Annotated in this window: 20 protein-coding genes and 1 tRNA gene; 16 read left to right on the top strand and 5 right to left on the bottom strand. The window is 61.2% G+C overall.

The annotated features are described in order from the left end of the window. Positions 1 to 214: 214 nt before the first annotated feature. The 6 genes from H7847_RS17555 to H7847_RS17530 all read left to right on the top strand — a co-directional run bounded on the left by H7847_RS17555 (position 215) and on the right by H7847_RS17530 (position 6,295). Positions 215 to 1,012: a DUF1194 domain-containing protein gene (locus tag H7847_RS17555; RefSeq protein ID WP_227270782.1), complete on the top strand. Its 798-nt coding sequence runs from the start codon at positions 215 to 217 to the stop codon at positions 1,010 to 1,012. Positions 1,013 to 1,180: 168 nt separating this feature from the next. Next, the gene (gene leuD, locus H7847_RS17550) at positions 1,181 to 1,786 is read left to right on the top strand and encodes a 3-isopropylmalate dehydratase small subunit (protein WP_227270781.1); all 606 of its coding nucleotides are present in this window, start codon (positions 1,181 to 1,183) and stop codon (positions 1,784 to 1,786) included. 311 nt (positions 1,787 to 2,097) lie between these two features. Next, the gene (locus H7847_RS17545; RefSeq protein WP_227270780.1) at positions 2,098 to 2,940 is read left to right on the top strand and encodes a hypothetical protein; all 843 of its coding nucleotides are present in this window, start codon (positions 2,098 to 2,100) and stop codon (positions 2,938 to 2,940) included. Positions 2,941 to 2,996: 56 nt separating this feature from the next. Continuing rightward, positions 2,997 to 3,986: an endonuclease/exonuclease/phosphatase family protein gene (locus tag H7847_RS17540; protein ID WP_227270779.1), complete on the top strand. Its 990-nt coding sequence runs from the start codon at positions 2,997 to 2,999 to the stop codon at positions 3,984 to 3,986. A gap of 96 nt (positions 3,987 to 4,082) precedes the next feature. Then, positions 4,083 to 5,189 (top strand): 3-isopropylmalate dehydrogenase, encoded by a 1,107-nt coding sequence (gene leuB, locus H7847_RS17535; protein ID WP_227270778.1) that lies wholly within the window; start codon positions 4,083 to 4,085, stop codon positions 5,187 to 5,189. A gap of 113 nt (positions 5,190 to 5,302) precedes the next feature. Further along, positions 5,303 to 6,295 (top strand): DMT family transporter, encoded by a 993-nt coding sequence (locus H7847_RS17530; RefSeq protein ID WP_227270777.1) that lies wholly within the window; start codon positions 5,303 to 5,305, stop codon positions 6,293 to 6,295. A 503-nt stretch (positions 6,296 to 6,798) separates the two neighbouring features. On the opposite strand, the gene H7847_RS17525 is transcribed toward H7847_RS17530, so the two are convergent. Beyond that, a tRNA-Arg gene (locus H7847_RS17525) sits at positions 6,799 to 6,875 on the bottom strand. A gap of 123 nt (positions 6,876 to 6,998) precedes the next feature. Between H7847_RS17525 and H7847_RS17520 the strand changes: the two genes are divergently transcribed. Both H7847_RS17520 and H7847_RS17515 read left to right on the top strand, forming a co-directional pair. Continuing rightward, on the top strand, positions 6,999 to 8,042 hold the full coding sequence (locus H7847_RS17520; protein ID WP_227270776.1) for a LacI family DNA-binding transcriptional regulator: 1,044 nt from the start codon (positions 6,999 to 7,001) through the stop codon (positions 8,040 to 8,042). Then, positions 8,039 to 9,250, top strand: coding sequence for a winged helix-turn-helix domain-containing protein (locus tag H7847_RS17515; protein ID WP_227270775.1), 1,212 nt, complete (start codon positions 8,039 to 8,041; stop codon positions 9,248 to 9,250). The genes H7847_RS17520 and H7847_RS17515 overlap by 4 nt, the downstream gene beginning before the upstream one ends. On the opposite strand, the gene H7847_RS17510 is transcribed toward H7847_RS17515, so the two are convergent. Together H7847_RS17510 and H7847_RS17505 are read right to left on the bottom strand one after the other, a co-directional pair. Further along, positions 9,247 to 9,948: an aspartate/glutamate racemase family protein gene (locus H7847_RS17510; RefSeq protein ID WP_227270774.1), complete on the bottom strand. Its 702-nt coding sequence runs from the start codon at positions 9,946 to 9,948 to the stop codon at positions 9,247 to 9,249. The two genes, H7847_RS17515 and H7847_RS17510, sit on opposite strands and share 4 nt — an antisense overlap. A 31-nt stretch (positions 9,949 to 9,979) precedes the next feature. After that, a complete protein-coding gene (locus tag H7847_RS17505) occupies positions 9,980 to 10,495 on the bottom strand; it encodes a winged helix DNA-binding protein (RefSeq protein WP_227270773.1) in 516 nt (171 codons plus the stop codon). Positions 10,496 to 10,615: 120 nt separating this feature from the next. Here H7847_RS17505 and H7847_RS17500 point away from each other — a divergent pair, with 120 nt between their 5' ends. From H7847_RS17500 to H7847_RS17465, 8 genes are read left to right on the top strand one after another with little or no spacing between them, the layout of a single operon-like run. Beyond that, positions 10,616 to 11,869, top strand: coding sequence for an NAD(P)/FAD-dependent oxidoreductase (locus tag H7847_RS17500; RefSeq protein ID WP_406676019.1), 1,254 nt, complete (start codon positions 10,616 to 10,618; stop codon positions 11,867 to 11,869). A 21-nt stretch (positions 11,870 to 11,890) separates the two neighbouring features. After that, a complete protein-coding gene (locus tag H7847_RS17495; RefSeq protein ID WP_406676018.1) occupies positions 11,891 to 12,880 on the top strand; it encodes a TRAP transporter substrate-binding protein in 990 nt (329 codons plus the stop codon). A 60-nt stretch (positions 12,881 to 12,940) separates the two neighbouring features. After that, positions 12,941 to 13,465, top strand: coding sequence for a TRAP transporter small permease (locus H7847_RS17490; RefSeq protein WP_227270771.1), 525 nt, complete (start codon positions 12,941 to 12,943; stop codon positions 13,463 to 13,465). A 4-nt stretch (positions 13,466 to 13,469) separates the two neighbouring features. Continuing rightward, a complete protein-coding gene (locus H7847_RS17485; RefSeq protein WP_227270770.1) occupies positions 13,470 to 14,780 on the top strand; it encodes a TRAP transporter large permease in 1,311 nt (436 codons plus the stop codon). Between the two features lie 41 nt (positions 14,781 to 14,821). Beyond that, on the top strand, positions 14,822 to 15,709 hold the full coding sequence (locus H7847_RS17480; protein ID WP_227270769.1) for a hypothetical protein: 888 nt from the start codon (positions 14,822 to 14,824) through the stop codon (positions 15,707 to 15,709). A 1-nt stretch (position 15,710) separates the two neighbouring features. Next, positions 15,711 to 16,448 (top strand): 5-oxoprolinase subunit B family protein, encoded by a 738-nt coding sequence (locus H7847_RS17475; RefSeq protein WP_227270768.1) that lies wholly within the window; start codon positions 15,711 to 15,713, stop codon positions 16,446 to 16,448. After that, on the top strand, positions 16,445 to 17,467 hold the full coding sequence (locus H7847_RS17470) for a 5-oxoprolinase subunit C family protein (protein WP_227270767.1): 1,023 nt from the start codon (positions 16,445 to 16,447) through the stop codon (positions 17,465 to 17,467). The genes H7847_RS17475 and H7847_RS17470 overlap by 4 nt, the downstream gene beginning before the upstream one ends. Before the next feature lie 11 nt (positions 17,468 to 17,478). Beyond that, positions 17,479 to 18,249 (top strand): LamB/YcsF family protein, encoded by a 771-nt coding sequence (locus H7847_RS17465; RefSeq protein ID WP_227270766.1) that lies wholly within the window; start codon positions 17,479 to 17,481, stop codon positions 18,247 to 18,249. A 3-nt stretch (positions 18,250 to 18,252) separates the two neighbouring features. On the opposite strand, the gene H7847_RS17460 is transcribed toward H7847_RS17465, so the two are convergent. Both H7847_RS17460 and H7847_RS17455 read right to left on the bottom strand, forming a co-directional pair. After that, on the bottom strand, positions 18,253 to 18,810 hold the full coding sequence (locus tag H7847_RS17460; RefSeq protein ID WP_227270765.1) for an aldehyde dehydrogenase family protein: 558 nt from the start codon (positions 18,808 to 18,810) through the stop codon (positions 18,253 to 18,255). Then, complete coding sequence (locus H7847_RS17455) at positions 18,782 to 19,381, bottom strand: amino acid synthesis family protein (protein WP_227270764.1); 600 nt, start codon at positions 19,379 to 19,381, stop codon at positions 18,782 to 18,784. Before H7847_RS17455 ends, H7847_RS17460 begins: the two co-directional genes overlap by 29 nt. Positions 19,382 to 19,383: the final 2 nt, after the last annotated feature.

The raw sequence follows: 19,383 nt of genomic DNA, 5'->3' as shown, positions 1-19,383 counted from the left end.
ATGCGCAACCAACTGGTTAAAAAGAGATTTATTTTTCCGGGTAGCGTTAACAGTTCCTTGCCACAATTATGACTCCCCGCTAAGCTGTTGGCGGGGAGCTGTTTAAACAGTGACAGCCTTTATTACACCACGCTTGGTATTGAAGGCGTGTTTAGATAGTTGGTTCGTTGGATTGAATAGCGATCTATTTTAAAACATTAATAAGGAGACAAGAATGTTTGTCAGTAAATTTCGAAACATATCAATGGCATTGGCTGCGGCAGTCGCAGTTGCACTGCCAATCCAGGCCCAAGCAGCACCTGTGGACGTTGACCTCGAGCTGGCCTTGTTGATTGACGTATCCGGCAGCGTAAACACAACCGAATACAACCTTCAGCTTCAGGGCTATGTCGACGCTTTCAACAGTGCTGCTGTTCAAAATGCTATTGGCAGCGGAGCACTCGGCTCAATTGCTGCAAGCGTCGTGTTTTGGTCCGGCGCTGGTCAGCAAGCTCAATCTATTGATTGGACGCTTATTGACAGCAACGGTGCCGCGGGTGCGTTTGCAACAGCACTCAATGCTCTGACACGCCCATACTTCGGAAGCACAGCGCCTGGCTCCGCGATTGACTATATTGTCAACGGCGCGCCCAACACTTTCGCCGCCAATGACTTCAATGGCACCCGGAATGTGATCGACGTGTCCGGTGATGGCACGCAGAACAGCGGTATCAGCACCTCCGGCGCACGGGATGCCGCACTGGCCAACGGCATTGACGCGATCAACGGGATCGCCATCGGCGGTAGCGCATCCGTAAACGCCTTCTACCAGAACTCGGTTGTTGGCGGGACAAACTCGTTCTTTGTCTCAGCGGATAGCTTCCTGGACTTTGGCACCGCCGTTCAGCGCAAGCTGGTCGCAGAGATCACAGACACCCCCCCCGCCGTTCCGCTGCCAGCCGCAGCATGGATGCTCCTGGTCGGTGTTGGCGGTCTGGGCGCTCTGAAGCGCTTTAAAAAGCCAGCCGCCTAAGCGCAGGCTGGAATGCAGAAAGGGCGGTGCTTTTGCGCCGCCCTTTTTTCATGCAAAATACATTGGTTCTCGATGCAGTGATTGCAAAAGGCCCTGATTTCCGGCATCACCTCTACCTGACGAGGCACCACCTTCGACAGCCAGCCCGAGTCGACGAGGAGAGAGCAAATGGACAAGTTCAACACCCTGACCGGCATCGCCGCACCGATGCCCATGATCAACATCGATACCGATATGATCATTCCAAAGCAGTTCCTGAAAACCATCAAACGCTCGGGCCTTGGCGTGAACCTTTTTGACGAGATGCGATACGACGATGATGGCAGGGAGATCCCCGATTTCGTTCTGAACAAGGATGCCTACCGCGATGCGGAAATCCTCGTGGCGGGCGATAACTTTGGCTGCGGGTCCTCGCGTGAGCATGCGCCCTGGGCGATCAAGGACTTCGGCATTCGCTGTGTGATCGCGCCCTCCTTTGCCGATATCTTCTACAACAACTGCTTCAAGAACGGGATTTTGCCAATCGCACTGCCCCAGGAACAGGTTGATGTGCTCATGAAGGACGCGGAAAAAGGCGCAAACGCCCGCATCACCGTAGATCTTGAGACGCAGACGGTGACCACCTCCGACGGCGAGACGATGACATTTGAGGTCGACCCGTTCAAAAAGCACTGTCTGATGGAAGGCCTCGACGATATCGGCCTGACGATGGAGAAAGCACCGGCAATCGATGCGTTCGAAGCCACGGCTGCGCAAACGCGCCCCTGGGTCTGACAGGTTCCAACGCCTCGACGGCGTTAACCAATTTAATTACGTTATTAATTGTTTCCTTGTAGGCGCTTGCGCGGCGCCCACAACATGTTGCGATATGCCTAATTTTCGCCACAGAATTGATGCAAGAAGGCACCACCCCTTCCCTCAAAAGGTCTAACGGTTTGCGTCTTGTTAACGTGAAGACTTGCAGAAACCAGATGATTGATGTCACAACCGGGGCAGAACAGAGGCAGTCCACTACCCCAGTGGCATCAAGTTGGAACAAGGCGCGGCATTGAATCGCGACTGGCCAGTTTGAAGGGAAAAAACGGATGTTTGTACGTATGTCAGGCGCCGCAACGCGTGGGCTGTTGGTGGCAGTATTAATCGCTATACCCGCGCTTCTGGTGCCGGATATCGCGTCTGATCAGTCACAAATCGTTGTTTTGATGGCGCTAATTGCGGCCTTCCTGACCTTCGTCGAATACAACTCCAACTCCCCCAGCATCGTTGAGTTCCGCGATGCCGCTCCATTCAACAGGCTGCGCTATGTCACGCTGTTTCTGACGGTGCTTGTCCTGGCACTGATCGCCAAGGGCAAGACGGAACCTTCGGCCCTGGCGGCCGGTCTGGCCTCAATCGGTACAATCGTCGGCCATTCCATCGATTTCCCCTATTCGCCGGTCCGGCTTATTATTCTGATGCTACCGCAGGACGTGAGCCTGGAAGCTGTGCATGATGTCCGCACAGCCGCAGGCCTGGCCTATATCATTTCGCTCTTGTCTCTGATCGTGTTTGTCCTGCTGGTCCGCATCGGCGGCTGGCCGGTTCGCAAGGGCGCTTTCAATGTCTGGGTCAATCTGCCTCTGTTTGACCCCACCACTGGGGGCGATGTGCTCGAACGGCTGCGGCGGGATGCGCGGTTCAACATCGCCTTCGGTTTCCTGCTGCCCTTCGTTATTCCGGCAGTAGCCAAAGCAACATCCGATCTGATAGACCCAATCACACTTGAGCATCCGCAAACCTTGATCTGGACAGTCTCCGCATGGGCCTTTCTCCCCGCCAGCATGATAATGCGCGGCATCGCCATGAACCGGATTGCCCAGTTGATCGAGGAAAAGCGTCGCCGGGCTTATGCCAACGCCGCACAAGAACCACGGCTCCAAACAGCCTGATCCTTGCAGTTACGCTGATCTTTACCGCGACCGTCGCGACCAGTGAGGCTTTGCGGGTGGCGAGCTACAACACGGACCTTAAGCGCAAAGGCCCGGGCCTGCTCCTGCGCGACATCGTCCGGGGAGAAGACCCGCAAATTGCGGCGGTGATCGCCGTGATGACAGAGACGGCACCAGATATCGTGGCCTTGCAGAGCTTTGACTATGACCTGACCGGAGCGGCCTTGTCCGCCTTCGTGACGGCATTGCGCGAGGCCGGGCTGGACTATCCCTATCGCTTCGCCGCCAAGCCCAATACGGGCATGCGAACCGGGATCGACATGGATGGCAATCGCCGCTCGGCAGAGCCCCGCGACACCCAAGGGTACGGCCATTTTTCCGGTCAGGGCGGCATGGCCATCCTGTCACGTTACCCGATCCTCACTGACGAGGTGCGGGATTTCTCGCAGATGCTGTGGAAGGATTTCCCGGGTGCGCTGTTGCCCCAAGTAGACGGTGTGCCGTTCCCCTCCGCCGAGGCACAGGCGATCCAGCGCCTGTCCACGACCGCACATTGGGTCGTGCCGGTTGAGGTCCCTGAAATAGGCCGGGTTGATCTGCTGACTTTTCACGCAAGCCCCCCGGTTTTTGATGGTCCCGAAGATCGCAACGGCAAGCGCAACCATGATGAGATCAGGTTCTGGCAATTGTATCTCGACGGCGCGTTTGGGCCCGCCCCGGACGCACAGTTCATCCTGCTCGGTGACGCCAATCAGGACCCTGACAAAGGCGAAGGGCTCAAACCCGCGATCCGCAGCCTGCTGAGCGATCCCAGGCTGCAGGACCCGCAGCCCGAAAGCGCGGGCGCTCTGGCCGCCAGCGGCGACCCTGATGATACGGCCGACTGGGACGATCCCGTCCCCGGCAATATGCGTGTCGATTATGTGCTGCCATCGGCGGACTGGCGCGTGATCGGCAGCGGTGTCCATTGGCCGGAGGGAGACGCGGGCGAGATCGCGATACTTGCCAGCCGGCACAAACTTGTCTGGGTCGATCTGACCCGCTAAGCCAAGTGTCACCCCGACGATAATGCGGGCCGCTTCTTGACCCTGCACCGCCTGCGCGATAGGCCGCTTGCGACAAAGACGTGCAGGAGAAACGCAATGGCCAACCCTTCCCTATTGATCCTTCCCGGTGATGGCATCGGCCCCGAGGTAATGGAAGAAGTGAAGCGGGTCATTGCATGGTTCGGCGACAAACGGGACCTGGCCTTTGATGTCAGCGAAGACCTGGTGGGCGGGGCCGCCTATGACGCCCATGGCACGCCCTTGCATGACGATACGATGGCGCGCGCACTTGCTGCGGATGCGGTGTTATTGGGGGCCGTGGGTGGGCCGAAATACGACGCCCTGGATTTCAGTGTGAAACCCGAACGGGGCCTGCTGCGTCTGCGCAAGGAAATGGATCTCTTTTCCAACCTGCGGCCCGCACAATGCTTTGACGCGCTCGCGGATTTCTCCTCGCTGAAAAAGGACGTGGTGGCCGGGCTCGACATCATGATCGTCCGCGAACTCACCTCCGGCGTCTATTTTGGCGAGCCGCGCGGGATCATCGAGGAAGGCAATGAGCGCGTGGGCATCAACACGCAGCGCTATACGGAATCCGAGATTGACCGCGTTGCGCGCTCCGCCTTTGAGCTGGCGCGCCGGCGTTCGGGCAAGGTCTGTTCGATGGAAAAGGCCAATGTGATGGAAAGCGGCATCCTGTGGCGCGAGGTTGTGCAGAAGGTCCGTGACGAGGACTACCCGGATGTTGAGCTCAGCCACATGTATGCCGACAACGGGGCCATGCAACTGGTGCGCGCGCCCAAACAGTTCGACGTGATCCTGACCGACAACCTCTTTGGCGATATCCTGTCGGATTGCGCCGCGATGCTCACCGGATCGCTGGGCATGCTGCCCTCTGCCAGCCTCGGAGCACCTTCCGACACAGGGCGACCCAAGGCGCTTTACGAGCCTGTGCATGGCTCGGCCCCTGACATCGCGGGGCAGGGCAAGGCCAATCCGATCGCCTGTATCTTGAGCTTTGCGATGGCGCTGCGCTACTCTTTCGATCAAGGGGCCGAAGCAACCCGTCTGGAAAACGCCATCGAAAAAGTCCTCGCGGAGGGAGCCCGTACCGCGGACCTGATGGGGGCCGAAGGCGGCACGCCCATCAGCACAACGCAGATGGGGGATGCGATCCTCGACGCTCTTAATGCGAGCCTCTGAGCAAAGGTCCTATGCGCAGGGCGCGCTTGCGTAGCGGACAAGACCGGCCTAACACCAAGAGGGAGCCTGCAGCATGCGGGATTCTCCCTGTCTGACCCAACGGTTTTGTCGATATGCCGCGAAAGCCTCTGCACCCCAACCTCAAGGGCGCGCTCTTTGCGCTCATGGCCTTTACCGTTTTCGCGGGCCACGATGTTATCATCAAAGTGCTGGGCAGCGGGTATTCCCCCGTACAGATCGTTTTTTTTGGCGTCCTGTTCAGCTTTCCCCTGGCGATGCTCTACCTTTTGCGCGATACCACTTCGGGTACGCTGATCCCGGTGCATCCCTGGTGGATGGCCGCTCGCACTGTGGCCGTCGTCATCACCGGGTTCTGCGCCTTTTATGCCTTTTCAGTGCTGCCGCTGGCGCAGGTCTATGCCATCCTCTTTGCGGCTCCGCTGCTGATCACGATCCTGTCGATCCCCATTCTGGGCGAGCAGGTCAAGCTCCTGCGCTGGATTGCCGTCCTGGTGGGCCTCGGCGGCGTCCTCATTGTGCTGCGCCCCGGCCAGCAAGAGCTGGAGCTGGGTCATCTGGCAGCCCTTGTCTCGGCGGTTTGTGGTTCTTTCGCGTCGATCATTGTGCGCAAGATCGGTCGCGACGAACGCACCGTGGTCATCATGCTCTATCCAATGATGGCAAACTTTGTCGTCATGGCGGCCCTCTTGCCGCTGGTCTACAAACCGATGCCGCTGGAGGATCTTGGCAAACTGGCAGTCATCGCAATCCTGGCCTGGATCGCGGGCCGGTTCCTCATCGCCGCCTATAATACAGGTGAGGCCGTGATTGTGGCCCCCATGCAGTATTCCCAGATTTTATGGGCCACGTTTTACGGGATGCTGTTTTTCAACGAAGTGCCGGATCAGGCCACCATCTTGGGGTCCGTGGTCATTATTGCAAGCGGGCTGTTCATCGTTCTGCGGGAAAGCAAAGCGCCGGGATCGGAGCGCCCGGTGCAGCGCACCCGGTCACGCGCTGAAACAGGTACGTCGCCACGTGTCTCGACGCTGCTTTCTCCCGACAAGCGATGGCGCAGACAAAAGAAGCCCGGCGCGCCAAAGTAAGCCGTTCAGCCCACGCGGCATGGCTGCGACCCGGTGTCAGTGCCTGCTGTAGATCCAATTGTGCTTACGTCTATGGCCATGGCGGGTTACACGGTGGTGCGGCAAAACAATCCGCTTGTGGGGCTTTGTCAGAATGATGTAGCGCGTCTCACGTTTTGCTCTGTGCGATTGGGCCTGACGCTGCCTGAGGTACGCATTGCCTTGTTCTATCGCATCCACCGCGTAGCTGTTGAACCACGTATCATTCGTTTTGACGCTTAACTGCGTTTGCTGAGCCTCCGCCGTGGCGACCGATATCGTTAACAAAAACGTTGCAACTATGGTCGTGGTGCTGAGAGGGGTCATATGTGTCTAGTCCTCCAATGGAATCCGGTGATCCTTCAATCGTCTTGACCTAGAATATAGGCCCTGCCGCTAAAACAAAGAGGGGAATGTGGTTCAAACCCTGTCACGGCTCTGCGATAGAGATGTGAGGCTTGCTGATATCACCCTGCACGCCGAGATGGCGACCCCGGCAGGATTCGAACCTGCAACCTGCCCCTTAGGAGGGGGCTGCTCTATCCAGTTGAGCCACGGGACCGCTTGGAGGGATGCTTACAGCAGCTTGCAGGCCGTGTCATGGGTTTATCAGATGCCGGGGTCTGAGCGCTTGATAGGCAGGGCTGACGTGGGCTACCAATACGCAACAGAACAGGAATTTGCCGTGACCAGACCAAAGCACCGCCCCTTGACCCTTCGAGACGTGTCCGAAGCCTGCGGGGTTTCGGAAATGACGGTGAGCAGGGTTCTGCGCAATCGGGGTGATGTCTCTGCGACCACACGCGAGAAGGTGCTCGAAGCGGCAAAAACACTGGGCTATGTGCCCAATCAGATCGCGGGCTCACTGGCCTCTCAACGGGTTAATCTGGTCGCCGTGGTGATCCCTTCGCTGTCCAATATGGTGTTTCCCGAAGTGCTGACCGGCATCAACAAGACCTTTGATGGCACACCGCTGCAACCTGTTGTGGGCGTCACGGACTATCTGCCTGAGAAAGAAGAACAGGTGCTTTACGAGATGCTGTCGTGGCGTCCTTCGGGGGTCATCATCGCCGGGCTCGAACACTCCGATGCGACGCGCGCGATGCTGCGCAATGCGGCAATTCCGGTGGTTGAAATCATGGATACCGATGGTACGCCAATTGATGCCATGGTGGGCATTTCCCACCGTCGCGCGGGGCGCAAGATGGCCGAGGCAATCGTCAAGCAAGGCTATAGCCGCATTGGGTTTCTGGGCACGAAAATGCCCCTCGACCACCGGGCGCGCAAGCGCTTTGAGGGGTTTACCGAAGGGTTGACCAAGGCCGGGATCGAAATCGAAGATCGCCAGTTTTACAATGGCGGCTCTGCATTGGCCAAGGGCCGCGAGATGACGCAGGCCATGCTGGAGCGTTCCCCCGATCTGGATTTTCTCTATTATTCCAACGACATGATCGGTGCAGGCGGGATGCTTTGGCTGATCGATCAGGGCATTGATATTCCCGGACAGATTGGTCTGGCCGGGTTCAACGGCGTCGAATTGCTCGAAGGGCTGCCGCGCCAGCTGGCCACGATGGATGCCTGCCGGGCCGAAATTGGCGAGGCCGCAGCCCGGATCATTCTCGACCGCAGCGCACTGCCCGAGGATGCTGATCCGCCGGAGCCGCAGCATATGACCCTCGCACCAAAGATCAGCTATGGTGACACACTGCGGCGGCGTGGCCGGGGATGAACACGCTCCGGCTGAGCAATTCTGACGCACGCCGGGTTTTTCTGGACCGTCATACGCTGGCGGAGACGCCTGCCGGAGAGGCCAAAGGCCCCGCTTTGCTCGGCCTCATCGAACGGCTGGGGTTTGTTCAGCTCGATAGCATCAACACCGTCGCCCGCGCGCATGACCTGATCCTCTTTGCCCGCAGGCCCCGCTATCGCCCCAAGGCCCTGAAAACGCTTTATGAAAAGCGCCGCGCGCTTTTTGAACACTGGACCCATGATGCAGCCGTGGTCCCGATCGACTACTATCCCTGGTGGCACCTGCGGCGGCAGAGGGACGCAGAGAAACTGCGTGCCCAGTGGAGCGCAGGACGGCGCGAAGGGTTTGAAGAGCAGTTCCAGACCGTGCTGACCCAGATCCGCGATCATGGGCCGGTCAGCTCCTCCGAAGTCGGGGCAGGGGAAAAGCGCAGCTCGGGTGGCTGGTGGGACTGGCACCCCTCCAAAACCGCACTGGAATTTCTATGGCGCAGCGGCGCGCTCTGCGTGGTGGGGCGTGAGGGCTTTCAGAAACGCTACGATCTGACCGAGAGGGTGATTGATACAGCTCTTTGCACCCCGCCGATTGATCCCGGTCACGCGGCCAGGACGGTTGACTGGTGTTGCGCCGGGGCGTTGGATCGGTTGGGATTTGCAACGCCCGCGGAACTGGCTGCGTTCTGGGATCACATTACACTCTCAGAGGCAAAGGGCTGGTGCGCCGCAGAATTGGCGCAGGGTCGCTTGCAGCCGATTGAAATCACCGGGGCAGACGGCAGCCTGCGCGCCTGTTTTGCGCGGCCAGGCATTGGCGATGACCCAAGCCTCAGCGTCGCGCCGACAGGACGGTTGCGCGTCCTCAGCCCCTTTGACCCCGCGCTCAGAGATCGCAGACGGGCCTTGCGCCTTTTCGGGTTCGACTACCGGATCGAGATCTTTGTCCCGGAGGCAAAACGCACCTACGGCTATTATGTTTTCCCGATCCTTGAGGGCGACAGGATTGTCGGTCGCGTTGATATGAAGGCCTTTCGCGATGAGGACCTGTTGCGGGTCAAGGCGCTCTGGCCTGAGCAGGGGGTGCGCTGGGGCAAGGGGCGTCACGCCGCCTTTGAGGCTGAACTGACACGCCTGACCCGGCTGGCCGGCGTCAGCCGCTTTGCATTTCAGGATGGCTGGTTGCACACCTAACGGTTGGGAAAAGTCGCTGGCGCAAGGCTCTCGTGAAACCAGTTGAAGTAGCTGTAGATGGAATAGACCGGCAGCCCGGTGGCACGGGCGATATCCGGCGCGTAAGGCACCATATTCGTACATTCAAGCAGGAGTGCCCCGATCTGCGGCGACGCCTGCACCATCCCGCGCGCCGCGCCGACAAGCTCTGCCCGCGCGGCTTCCACATCCAGAGTGGTGCGGTTTTCAAGGATCGACCGCGCAAAGCTGCTGTCCTCCACACCCGTGATGGCGGTGTCCTCAGGCACGTCTGCGGCGGCCAGATGCGCCGGTGTGAGGCTCGGGCGCGAAATGGTAAGAATACCAAGCTGCCGGTCGGGCGCCAGCATCGCGCGGATCAGTGCGGCCTGCTCCAGCGCCGAGGCCGCCACCGGCACCCCGAGGGCCGCAGCAAGACGCGGGCGGATCAGCGCGAGAAAACCACAGGTGGTGGCAATACCCGTGCAGCCTTGTGCGATCAAATCCTGACCTGCAGCAATAAAGGCCTGCACAAAGGGCTCAGGGTCATCACAGACGACCGCGCGCGGCGTGGCCCCCGGTACAACCGCATAGCGCACCGGGAAATCCCATGTCTCGGGGTTGCCCACATCGCCCGGTACGCGCGGAAACTGCGTGTCCAGCATCAGGATGCCCAATCGGGCTGGCGCGGCATCGATCATGACACATCAGTGCCCTTTTCGCCGCGTCCGATCAATAGGTGGTCGCGGCCCGGGCGGCCTGATCGTATTGCCCCGACATCAGGCGGAGCAATGTCGCCGTCCGGCTCACCTGCTCCGGCTCAAGCCCCAGTTCGCCAACCGCGCGCAACAACAGCCCTTCGCGAATTTCGCGGTACCGCTCGCAGGTTTCCGCCCCCACGGAGGTCGCCACGACGGTCTTTTCCTTGCCCTGTCGCCCGGCCTTGACCAGCCCGGCCTTGGTCAATTTTTTGATGGCATAGTTTACCGTATGGGTGTCCTCGACATTGAGAACCAGACAGATATCCGCGAGCTTTTTGGGCCGCGCGCGATGGTAGACCGAGTGCAGGACCAATACGTCAAGCGCGCCCAGCTCCGGGTAGCCCGCCATGGCAATCGCCCGCACCATCCAGCGATGATAGGCATTGCCCGCAAGGGTCAGGCCGAACTCAAGCTCCGAGATTTCGGCAAACGACCCGCTTGCAAGATGCGCCGATGAAACGACAGGACCTGGAAAACTATCAGACATGCAGAAACTCTGACAGGTGCAGATAATTTGTCAACATTTTGTTGACGTGTTGTAAAAGTTGGTCACTATTGACCCTAGGGAATCAGTGCTGGAGAAACCATTGCCCGGTCAACTGCGCAAATCTGGAGGCCGACCGTGACCCAGCATGTTGTGGTGGTTGGTGCCGGGATCGTCGGTGTTTCAACCGGCATCTGGCTGCGGCGCGCCGGGGCAGAGGTCACAATCGTGGATCGTCTGGGGCCCGGCGAGGGGACCTCGCACGGGAACGCGGGCGTTCTGGCGGCGGTCTCGATGGTCCCGGTGACAACCCCCGGTCTGATCCCCAAGGCGCCGGGGATGCTCTTGTCGCGTGACTTTCCGCTCTATCTGCGCTGGGGCTATCTGCCCAGGCTGATGCCATGGCTGATGCGCTATCTTGCGAATGCCAACGACAGCGATACGCGGCGCATCGCAAAGGACCTGACACCGATCGTGTCCGACAGCGTGTTGCAGCACAGGGCGCTGGTTGCCGAGCTGGGCCTGACAAAGTGGGTGACCGACAGCGATTACTGCTTTGCCTATCGCGACCGTGCCGCCTTTGAGGCTGAGGCCTATGTCTGGGCGCTGCGAAAGACCGCAGGATTTGAACCACAACTGATAGAGGGGCGCGATGTTCTGGACTATGAACCCAATATCAGCCCTGACATCAAGCTACTCGCCACCCTGAAAGACCACGGTTTTATCCGCGACCCCGGAGGATATGTGCGGGCCCTGGCAGAGGCGTTCAAGGGGATAGGCGGCGCGATCAGAACCGCCGACGTGACCGACTTCGACCTTCGTGGCGGGGCAATTCACGGGGTGGAGACCAGCACAGGCCGGATCGCCTGCGATGATGTTGTCCTGGCGACCGGTGTCTGGTCAAAACCCCTAATGCGCAAACTGGGGTTGAATGTGCCGCTGGAGGCGGAGCGCGGCTACCACATCGTCTATGAAAACGCCCAAGGCGGGCCCAGCCGCCCCACGATGGTGGCGGCTGGCAAGTTTGTCGCCACGCCGATGACGCAAGGGGTGCGCTGTGCGGGGGTGGTGGAGCTTGGCGGGCTGGAGGCGGGCCCTTCCAAAGCGCCGCTGGCGCTGTTGCGGAAAAAGACCCGCGCCACCTTTCCCAAAATGACCGCCACAGCAGAGATCGAATGGCTGGGGCACAGGCCCGCTCCCAGCGACAGCCTGCCTCTGATCGGGCAGATTGGGTCAAGCCGGGTTTTTACCGCCTTCGGTCATCATCACATCGGCTTGACGGGCGGGCCCAAAACGGGCCGTCTGATTGCAGGTCTTGTGACCGGACAGCCCACAAACATGGACCTGAGCGCCTACGCACCGCAACGGTTCGCATAAAAATTCAACAAGGAGAACACGATGACTTTGACAGGGAAATTCATGGCCGGTGCCGCGGGTGCTGCACTTTTGATCGGGGCCACAGCGCCCGGTTTTGCGGCAGAGAAATGGGACATGCCGATGGCCTATTCCGCCTCCAACTTCCATTCGGAAAACGGCGTGGCCTTTGCCGACTGCGTGGGGGCCGGCACAAACGGCGAGATCACGATCGAGGTACATCCGGGTGGATCACTCTTTGCGGGTGCAGATATCAAACGCGCGATCCAGACAGGTCAGGTTCAGATTGGCGAGCGAATCCTCTCAGCCCACCAGAACGAAAGTGCGGTCTTCGGATTCGATTCCGTGCCTTTCCTCGCGCCCTCGTTCGAGGATAGCGAGAAGCTTTACGAGGCCGCCAAGCCCAAGATTGAAGCGCTGCTGGACGAGCAGAACCTCGAGCTGCTCTACGCCGTGCCATGGCCGCCGCAAGGACTCTATTTCAAGAAGGAAGTGAACAGCGTCGCGGATATGGAGGGCGTCAAGTTCCGCTCCTACAACAACACCACAAGCCGTCTGGCCGAACTGACGGGCATGTTGCCCGTCACCGTCGAGGCGGCAGAGATCAGCCAGGCCTTCGCCACCGGTGTGGCCGAAAGCATGGTGTCCTCCGGGGCCACCGGCTACGACCGCAAGGTCTGGGAGAGCCTGACGCATTTCTATGAAGTCGACGCCTGGCTGCCGCGCAACTACGTGATGGTCAATCAGGACGTCTGGTCCGAGGTCTCGGATACCAACAAGGAAGCGATCCTTGCCTGTGCGGCCGAGGCCGAGGCGCGGGGTCTGCAGGCCTCCAAGGATTACACGCAGTTCACCATGGACGGTCTGGCCGAAGGCGGCATGACCGTGCAGCCAGCGGGGGATGCACTAATGGCCGAACTGCGCGAGATTGGGGCCACCATGACCGCCGAATGGCTGGAAGCTGCCGGTGAAGAGGGCGCGGCCCTCGTCGATGCCTTCAAAGCGGCGCAATAATCCCAAGTGGGTGGCCCTGATGCCGGGCCGCCCCTTTGACCTCACGAAGGGGGCCTGACCGTGACCGCTCTCCGAAAAACACTGGATTTCCTCTATCTGGCCTCCGGCGTACTGGCCGCGCTCTGCCTGATTTCGATCCTGCTGCTGATCGTGGCGCAGATGGTCGCCCGCTGGACGGGGGAAATCTTTCCCGGTGCGCCCAATTATGCCGGCTACGCCATGGCGGCTGCGAGCTTTCTGGCCTTTGCCAATGCGCTGAACCATGGCGCGCATATTCGCGTCTCGATCCTGCTGAACGCGGTGCCCAAAGGCCCCAAACGGCTGCTGGAGATCTGGTGCTTCGGGCTTGGGGCGGCGATTGCATGGTATTTCACCTACTACGCCTATTGGTTTGTCTACTGGTCCTGGAAATTCAACGAGGTCAGCCAGGGTCAGGACGCCATCGCCCTGTGGATGCCACAATCGGTCATGGTCATCGGCGGCGGCATGCTCGCCCTCGCGCTGACCGACAACCTGTTCCACGTCCTCTTCAAGCGTGACCACCGGATCGTCCGCGACACGGTCGACGACACACTCGAGGTATAGGCAGATGACGGAACTCTACGCGATTGCGCTTTTTCTGGCGGTTCTCTTTCTGCTTTTAGGGACCGGGGTCTGGGTCGGGCTGGCGCTGATGGGCGTGGCCTGGGTCGGGATGGAGCTGTTCACCACCCGGCCTGCCGGTGACGCGATGATCACCACCATCTGGGCCTCTTCCAGCAGTTGGACGCTGACAGCCTTGCCGCTCTTTATCTGGATGGGCGAGATCCTCTACCGCACAAGGCTCAGCGAGGATATGTTCAAGGGCCTCTCGCCATGGCTCGCACGATTGCCGGGCGGGCTGGTGCATACCAACATCGTCTCCTGCACCGTTTTCGCCGCGGTCTCCGGGTCTTCCGCCGCAACCCTGACCACCGTGGGCAAGATGGCGATCCCGGAGCTGCGCGCACGCCGGTACCCTGAAAAGATGGTCATCGGGACGCTGGCGGGGGCGGCCACCCTGGGGCTGATGATCCCGCCCTCCCTGGCGCTGATCGTCTACGGTGTGAGTGTGAATGAAAGCATCACCAAGCTGTTCTTTGCCGGTGTCTTTCCGGGCCTCATCCTTGCGGGGATGTTCATGACCTATGTGGCGATTGTCTCGTTCACGTCGAAAGACTGGAACCCGCAGCTTGAAAAAGGCATGAGCTTTGGCGACAAACTTCGGAATTCGCGGTTTCTTGCCCCGTTGTTTGCGCTGATCGCGGTGGTGATCGGGTCGATGTATCTGGGCTATGCAACGGCAACCGAAGCGGCCGCCATCGGGGTGATCGGCTCTCTGGTGCTGGCGCTCACGCAGGGGTCTCTGACGGTCGCATCCTTCAGGGCCAGCCTGATGGGCGCGATGCGCACCTCGGCCATGATTGCGCTGATCCTTGCCGGGGCCGCTTTCCTGAAACTTTCGATGGGGTTCACCGGGCTGCCACGCGCCCTGGCGGACGGGATCGCCGCAATGGAGCTGGGCCGGTTCGAATTGCTGATGGCGCTCTTGGTCTTCTACATCATCCTCGGCATGTTCCTGGACGGGATTTCCGCCGTGGTGCTGACCATGGCCATCGTGGAGCCGATGGTCCGGGAGGCGGGCATTGACCTCATATGGTTCGGCATCTTCGTGGTTGTCGTGGTCGAGATGGCCCAGATTACGCCGCCCATCGGGTTCAACCTCTTTGTGCTGCAGGGGATGACCCGGCACGAGATGGGCTACATCACCAATGCCGCGCTGCCCATGTTCCTCATCATGGTGCTGATGGTCTTTGTCCTGATCTGGTTTCCGCAGATTGCCACCTGGTTGCCTGACAACCTCAGGCAAAGCCCCGGTTAGTGTTGAAAGGTCTGCTATGGCACATCTCGGACAATGCGAGGATGGCCCTCATCATCGGGTTGGTGGCGGGGCTGGCCCTGCCCGGCCTTGCCGCTGCCCTGCAGCCGTGGTTGCCGCAGATGATCGCGGTGCTGCTGATCATCACGGCACTGCGGATCGGGCATCAGGCTGCCCGCGGGGCGCTCTCGGACCTGCGGTGGGGGCTGGGGTCGGTGCTGGTCTTGCAGCTTGCCTTGCCCCTGATGCTGCTGGGGCTGTGTTGGGGCATCGGGATCGCGCAGTCGCCGGTGGCGTTGGCCATGGTTCTGGCCACCGCCGCCCCTGCGGTTTCGGGCTCTCCCAATCTGGCGCTGCTGCTGGGGCAGAACGCCGGGCGCATGATGCAGATCATGGTGCTTGGCACAGCCCTCTTTCCGCTGACCGTATTGCCGCTGTTGAGCCTGATGCCGCAACTCGGCGATCCGCAGGCCACCCTGCACGCGGCGGTAACGCTGCTTGCGGTGATCGCGCTTGCCACCGGTCTGGGGTTTGGGCTGCGCGGGGTGTTCTTTCCGGCCCCGGATGCAGGCCAGGTCAAGGCGCTCGACGGTCTGTCGGTGCTGGCCTTCGCCGTGATCGTTGTGGGCCTGATGGCCGCCTTGAACCCGGCCCTGCGCAGCGATCCGGGGGCGGTGGCGCTCTGGGCGGTGCTGGCGTTCTCGATCAGCTACGGCACACAGATCACCGTCTACCGCACCCTGCGCGGCACAGACCTGCACCCCGTGGCGGGGCCGCTGGCCATCGGGGCCGGCAACCGCAACATCGCGCTCTTTCTGGTGGCGCTGCCCGATCAGATTGTGGCCCCGCTGATGGTCTTTATCGGATGCTGGCAATTGCCCATGTATCTCACCCCCATTCTGCTGCGCAGGCTCTACCAACCGGAGCGCTGACATGAGCGGTGACCCGGAGATAAAACCGGTCGGCCTCTCCGGTCTGCTCGTAACCTTCGCGGGTGAGATGAGCGGCCCTGCCAATCGCGCGGCCCTGGCGTTTCGCACGGCGGTCGAAGCGGAAAACTGGCCAGAGGTCCACGAGACGTCGATGTCGCTGGTCTCTGTCTATCTGGCGATTGATCTTGTGGAAGTGGATTTGAACGCCCTGACAACGCGGCTCGAGCATCTCTTGGCCACCCAGGACTGGTACGCCGCAGCCCTGCCCGAGGGGCGCAGCCTTTGGCATGTGCCGACGGTTTACGGCACCGACCTCGCCCCGCAGCTCGAAGAGGCCGCCACCGTCGCGGGCCTTGATCCGGAGGACGCGATCCGCCAGCTTTCCACGTCGCGGGTCCGGGTGCTGACCATCGGTTTTGCACCGGGGCAACCCTATATGGGCGAGCTGGGTGCCGCATGGAATATCCCGCGCCAGCAAGGCCTGACCAAAAGCGTACCCGCAGGCGCGCTGGTGACGGCGATCCGGCAGCTGATTGTCTTTACCGCGCCGACCCCCACGGGCTGGCGGCATGTGGGCCAGACCGCCTTTCGCACCTTCCGACAGGACGCGCCGCACCCCTTTGCGCTGACACCGGGAGATGAATTGATCTTTCCCCAGATCTCGCGCGCGGAATATGACCGGATTGTCGCGTCCGATCCCTCGGGCAGAGGCGGTGCGGACCGGGAGCTGCTGTCATGACGGGGACGTTGATCCTCCTTGAGGCCGGCCCCGCCCTATCCCTGCAGGATATGGGCCGTCAGGGATATCTGGCCTACGGGCTGACCCGAGGCGGCGCCGCTGACAGGCTTGCCCTGCACGAAGGTGCCGCGCTCCTAAGCCAAAGCCCGACGCTGGCGGCGATCGAAATGGTCGGGCTGGGGGGGCGTTTCGAGGTCACCCATGACACGGTCATCGCCCTGACGGGGGCAGAGATGACCGCCACGCTCGACGGGGCATCTTTGCGCTGGAACGCCAGCCACGCCCTGCCCGCCGGGGCAAGGCTGAGAATTGGCGGTGCGCGGCAGGGGACCTACGGCTATTTGCATGTCGCGGGGGGCTTTGACACGCCAGAGATCATGGGCGCACGCTCAAGCCACCTCACCGCAGGGATCGGTGCGCTTTTGCAAAAGGGAGAGCGTTTGCCGCTGGGGGCTGCGACCTTAGATCGCGCGGGCTATCTCCTTGCACCAGAAGACCGCCTGTCAGGCGGCGAGATCCGGGTGATGCCGTCCATCCAGACCAGCCAGTTCACCGCAGACACCCGCGACCGCTTTGCCCGAACAGAGTTTCACCGCGATGCGCGGGGCAACCGGCAGGGCATTCGCATGGCCTCCGAGGCGGCGGGTTTCTCTGCCCGGGGCGGGCTCAGCATCCTGTCCGAAGTCATCACCGAAGGGGATATCCAGATCACCGGAGATGGTGCGCCCTACGTGCTGATGTGCGAATGCCAGACCACGGGCGGCTACCCGCGTATCGGCACGGTGATCCCCTGCGACCTGCCCCGCGTCGCCCAAGCCGCTGTTGGCACCGCCTTGCGGTTTCGCTTTGTCACCCTGGCGGAGGCTCGCGTGCTGGAACAGCGCGCCCGTGCCGAGATCAAAGCCCTGCCCGGACGCGTGCAGCCGTTGGTTCGCGACCCCAAAGATATCTCTGACCTGCTGAGCTACCAGCTTGTCAGCGGGGCGGTGTCCGCCACCGCCGACCCCTATGCACCCTGAAGGAGCCTCAAATGACCCACGTAGATCTCAACGCCGATATGGGCGAAAGCTTTGGTCCCTGGAAAATGGGCGACGACGCCAGCCTGCTGCAAACCGTGACCTCCGCCAATATCGCCTGCGGCGCACATGCGGGGGACCCGGATGTGATGGTGGCGACCATGCGCACCGCGATGGAAAATGGTGTGGGCATCGGCGCGCATCCCGGTTTCGCCGACTTGCAGGGCTTTGGCCGCAGACGGATGAGCGTGCCGCGCGCCAGCCTGCAAAATACGATCCGCTATCAGGTTGCCGCCTCGGTCGGTATGGCAAAGGCGCTGGGGGCGGAGGTCCGCCACCTCAAGCTGCACGGCGCACTGGCCAATATGGCGTCCGAGGATGAAACCCTGGCGCGCGATCTTTATGAGGCGGCGCTTTCCGTCGCGCCCGACCTCATCGTCATGGTGCTCTGTGCCACGGCGCAAGAGGCCGCCGTGCGCGATCTGGGGTGCAGCTATGCGGGTGAAATCTTTGCCGACCGGGCCTATAACGACGACGCAACGCTTGTAGATCGCAGCCTGCCCGGCTCGGTCATCCACGACCCGCATATCGCCGGGGCGCGCATGGTCGAGATGGTCAAAGCGGGTGCCATCATCACCGCAACCGGCAAACGGATCGCGACCGATATCGACACCATCTGCCTGCATGGTGACACCCCGACGGCGGTGGAGATTGCACGCTCTGTCAGAGCGGCGCTGGAAGCTGCGGGCGTGACGGTGACGCAATTTGACGGACGCAGGCCGTGACGGCTAACGCATCACGAAGGGATTGCCCATCGGCGCGTCAGAGGTATTGATCCACGTGGTTTTGACCCGCGTGTAGTCCAGGATCGCCTCTTTGTCCGCCTCACGGCCATAGCCCGACTGGTTGAACCCGCCAAAGGGAGCCACCGGAGAGATCGCGCGGTAGGTATTGACCCAGGTGATCCCCGACCGGATGCGGCGCGACACCCGGTGCGCGCGGGCCAGATCGCGGGTGAAGAGACCCGATCCGAGGCCAAACGCGCTGTCATTGGCCAATGCGATGGCCTCTGCTTCGGTATCGAAGGGTATCAGGGTCATCACCGGGCCGAACATCTCGACCGTCATCGTCTCCACCTTGGGATTGTTGGCGAGAACGAGCGTGGGCTGGACGTAATGATCGCTCAGCCCCGTGACAGGTGTGCCCCCAAAAACAACCTCAGCGCCCTGCGCGCGGGCTGCGGTCAGCCCCACCCCGTGGATCAGCACGAGGGTCGGCCCGTGGCCCGTCTCAGAGAAGTGTACCCCTTTAGGCCCTTCAGACCGCGACCGGGTTGTCCAGATCATGGCCCAGTTCCTTGATATCCTGACAGCGGTCTCCGATGCGGTGATGCGGACGCCCCCCGGTGGCGGCCCCGAGGGCGACAACGATCTCATGCGCCCGGGGCGCATCCGCGATGGCGAACTGGATGGTGTGGTAATGCGACCGACGGCCCGCATCGTTCTTGTCCATCAGCGGAATCTGGATCGCAGTGTTGGCAGCGGCGCGGATATTGGCGAAGGCCAGATAGGATTTTGCCCCGACAGCCGCGCGGAAATGGTTGCCAAAGCGCAGCGTGTGAATGAGCCCTGAGGCGTGTTCCACCTCTCCCTCCAGCCCGACAACACCTGCCTTGCCAAAAACCTCTATCCTTGCGCCACCGCCCGCAATCCGGGTGATCCGGTCGGTCAGCAGCGCCCCAAGCACCGGGCCAAAGGCCCTGATCTCTGGCCCGAGGCCCCCGACAAACCGCGCCGTCCAGGGGTTGGTCAGCACGGCGGCCACCGCGATCATCTCTAGCGGCGTATCAGCGGGTTTGTGCCCTTCGATCAGGGTGTCTTCGCGGTAACTCACGATTTTGCGGATGTCTGGCTGCATCG

This window comes from Roseobacter weihaiensis, assembly GCF_020622345.1.
Lineage (GTDB): Bacteria > Pseudomonadota > Alphaproteobacteria > Rhodobacterales > Rhodobacteraceae > Roseobacter > Roseobacter weihaiensis.
The sequence above is the reverse complement of the archived record's forward strand: the minus strand, read 5'-3'. Positions and strand labels throughout refer to the sequence as shown.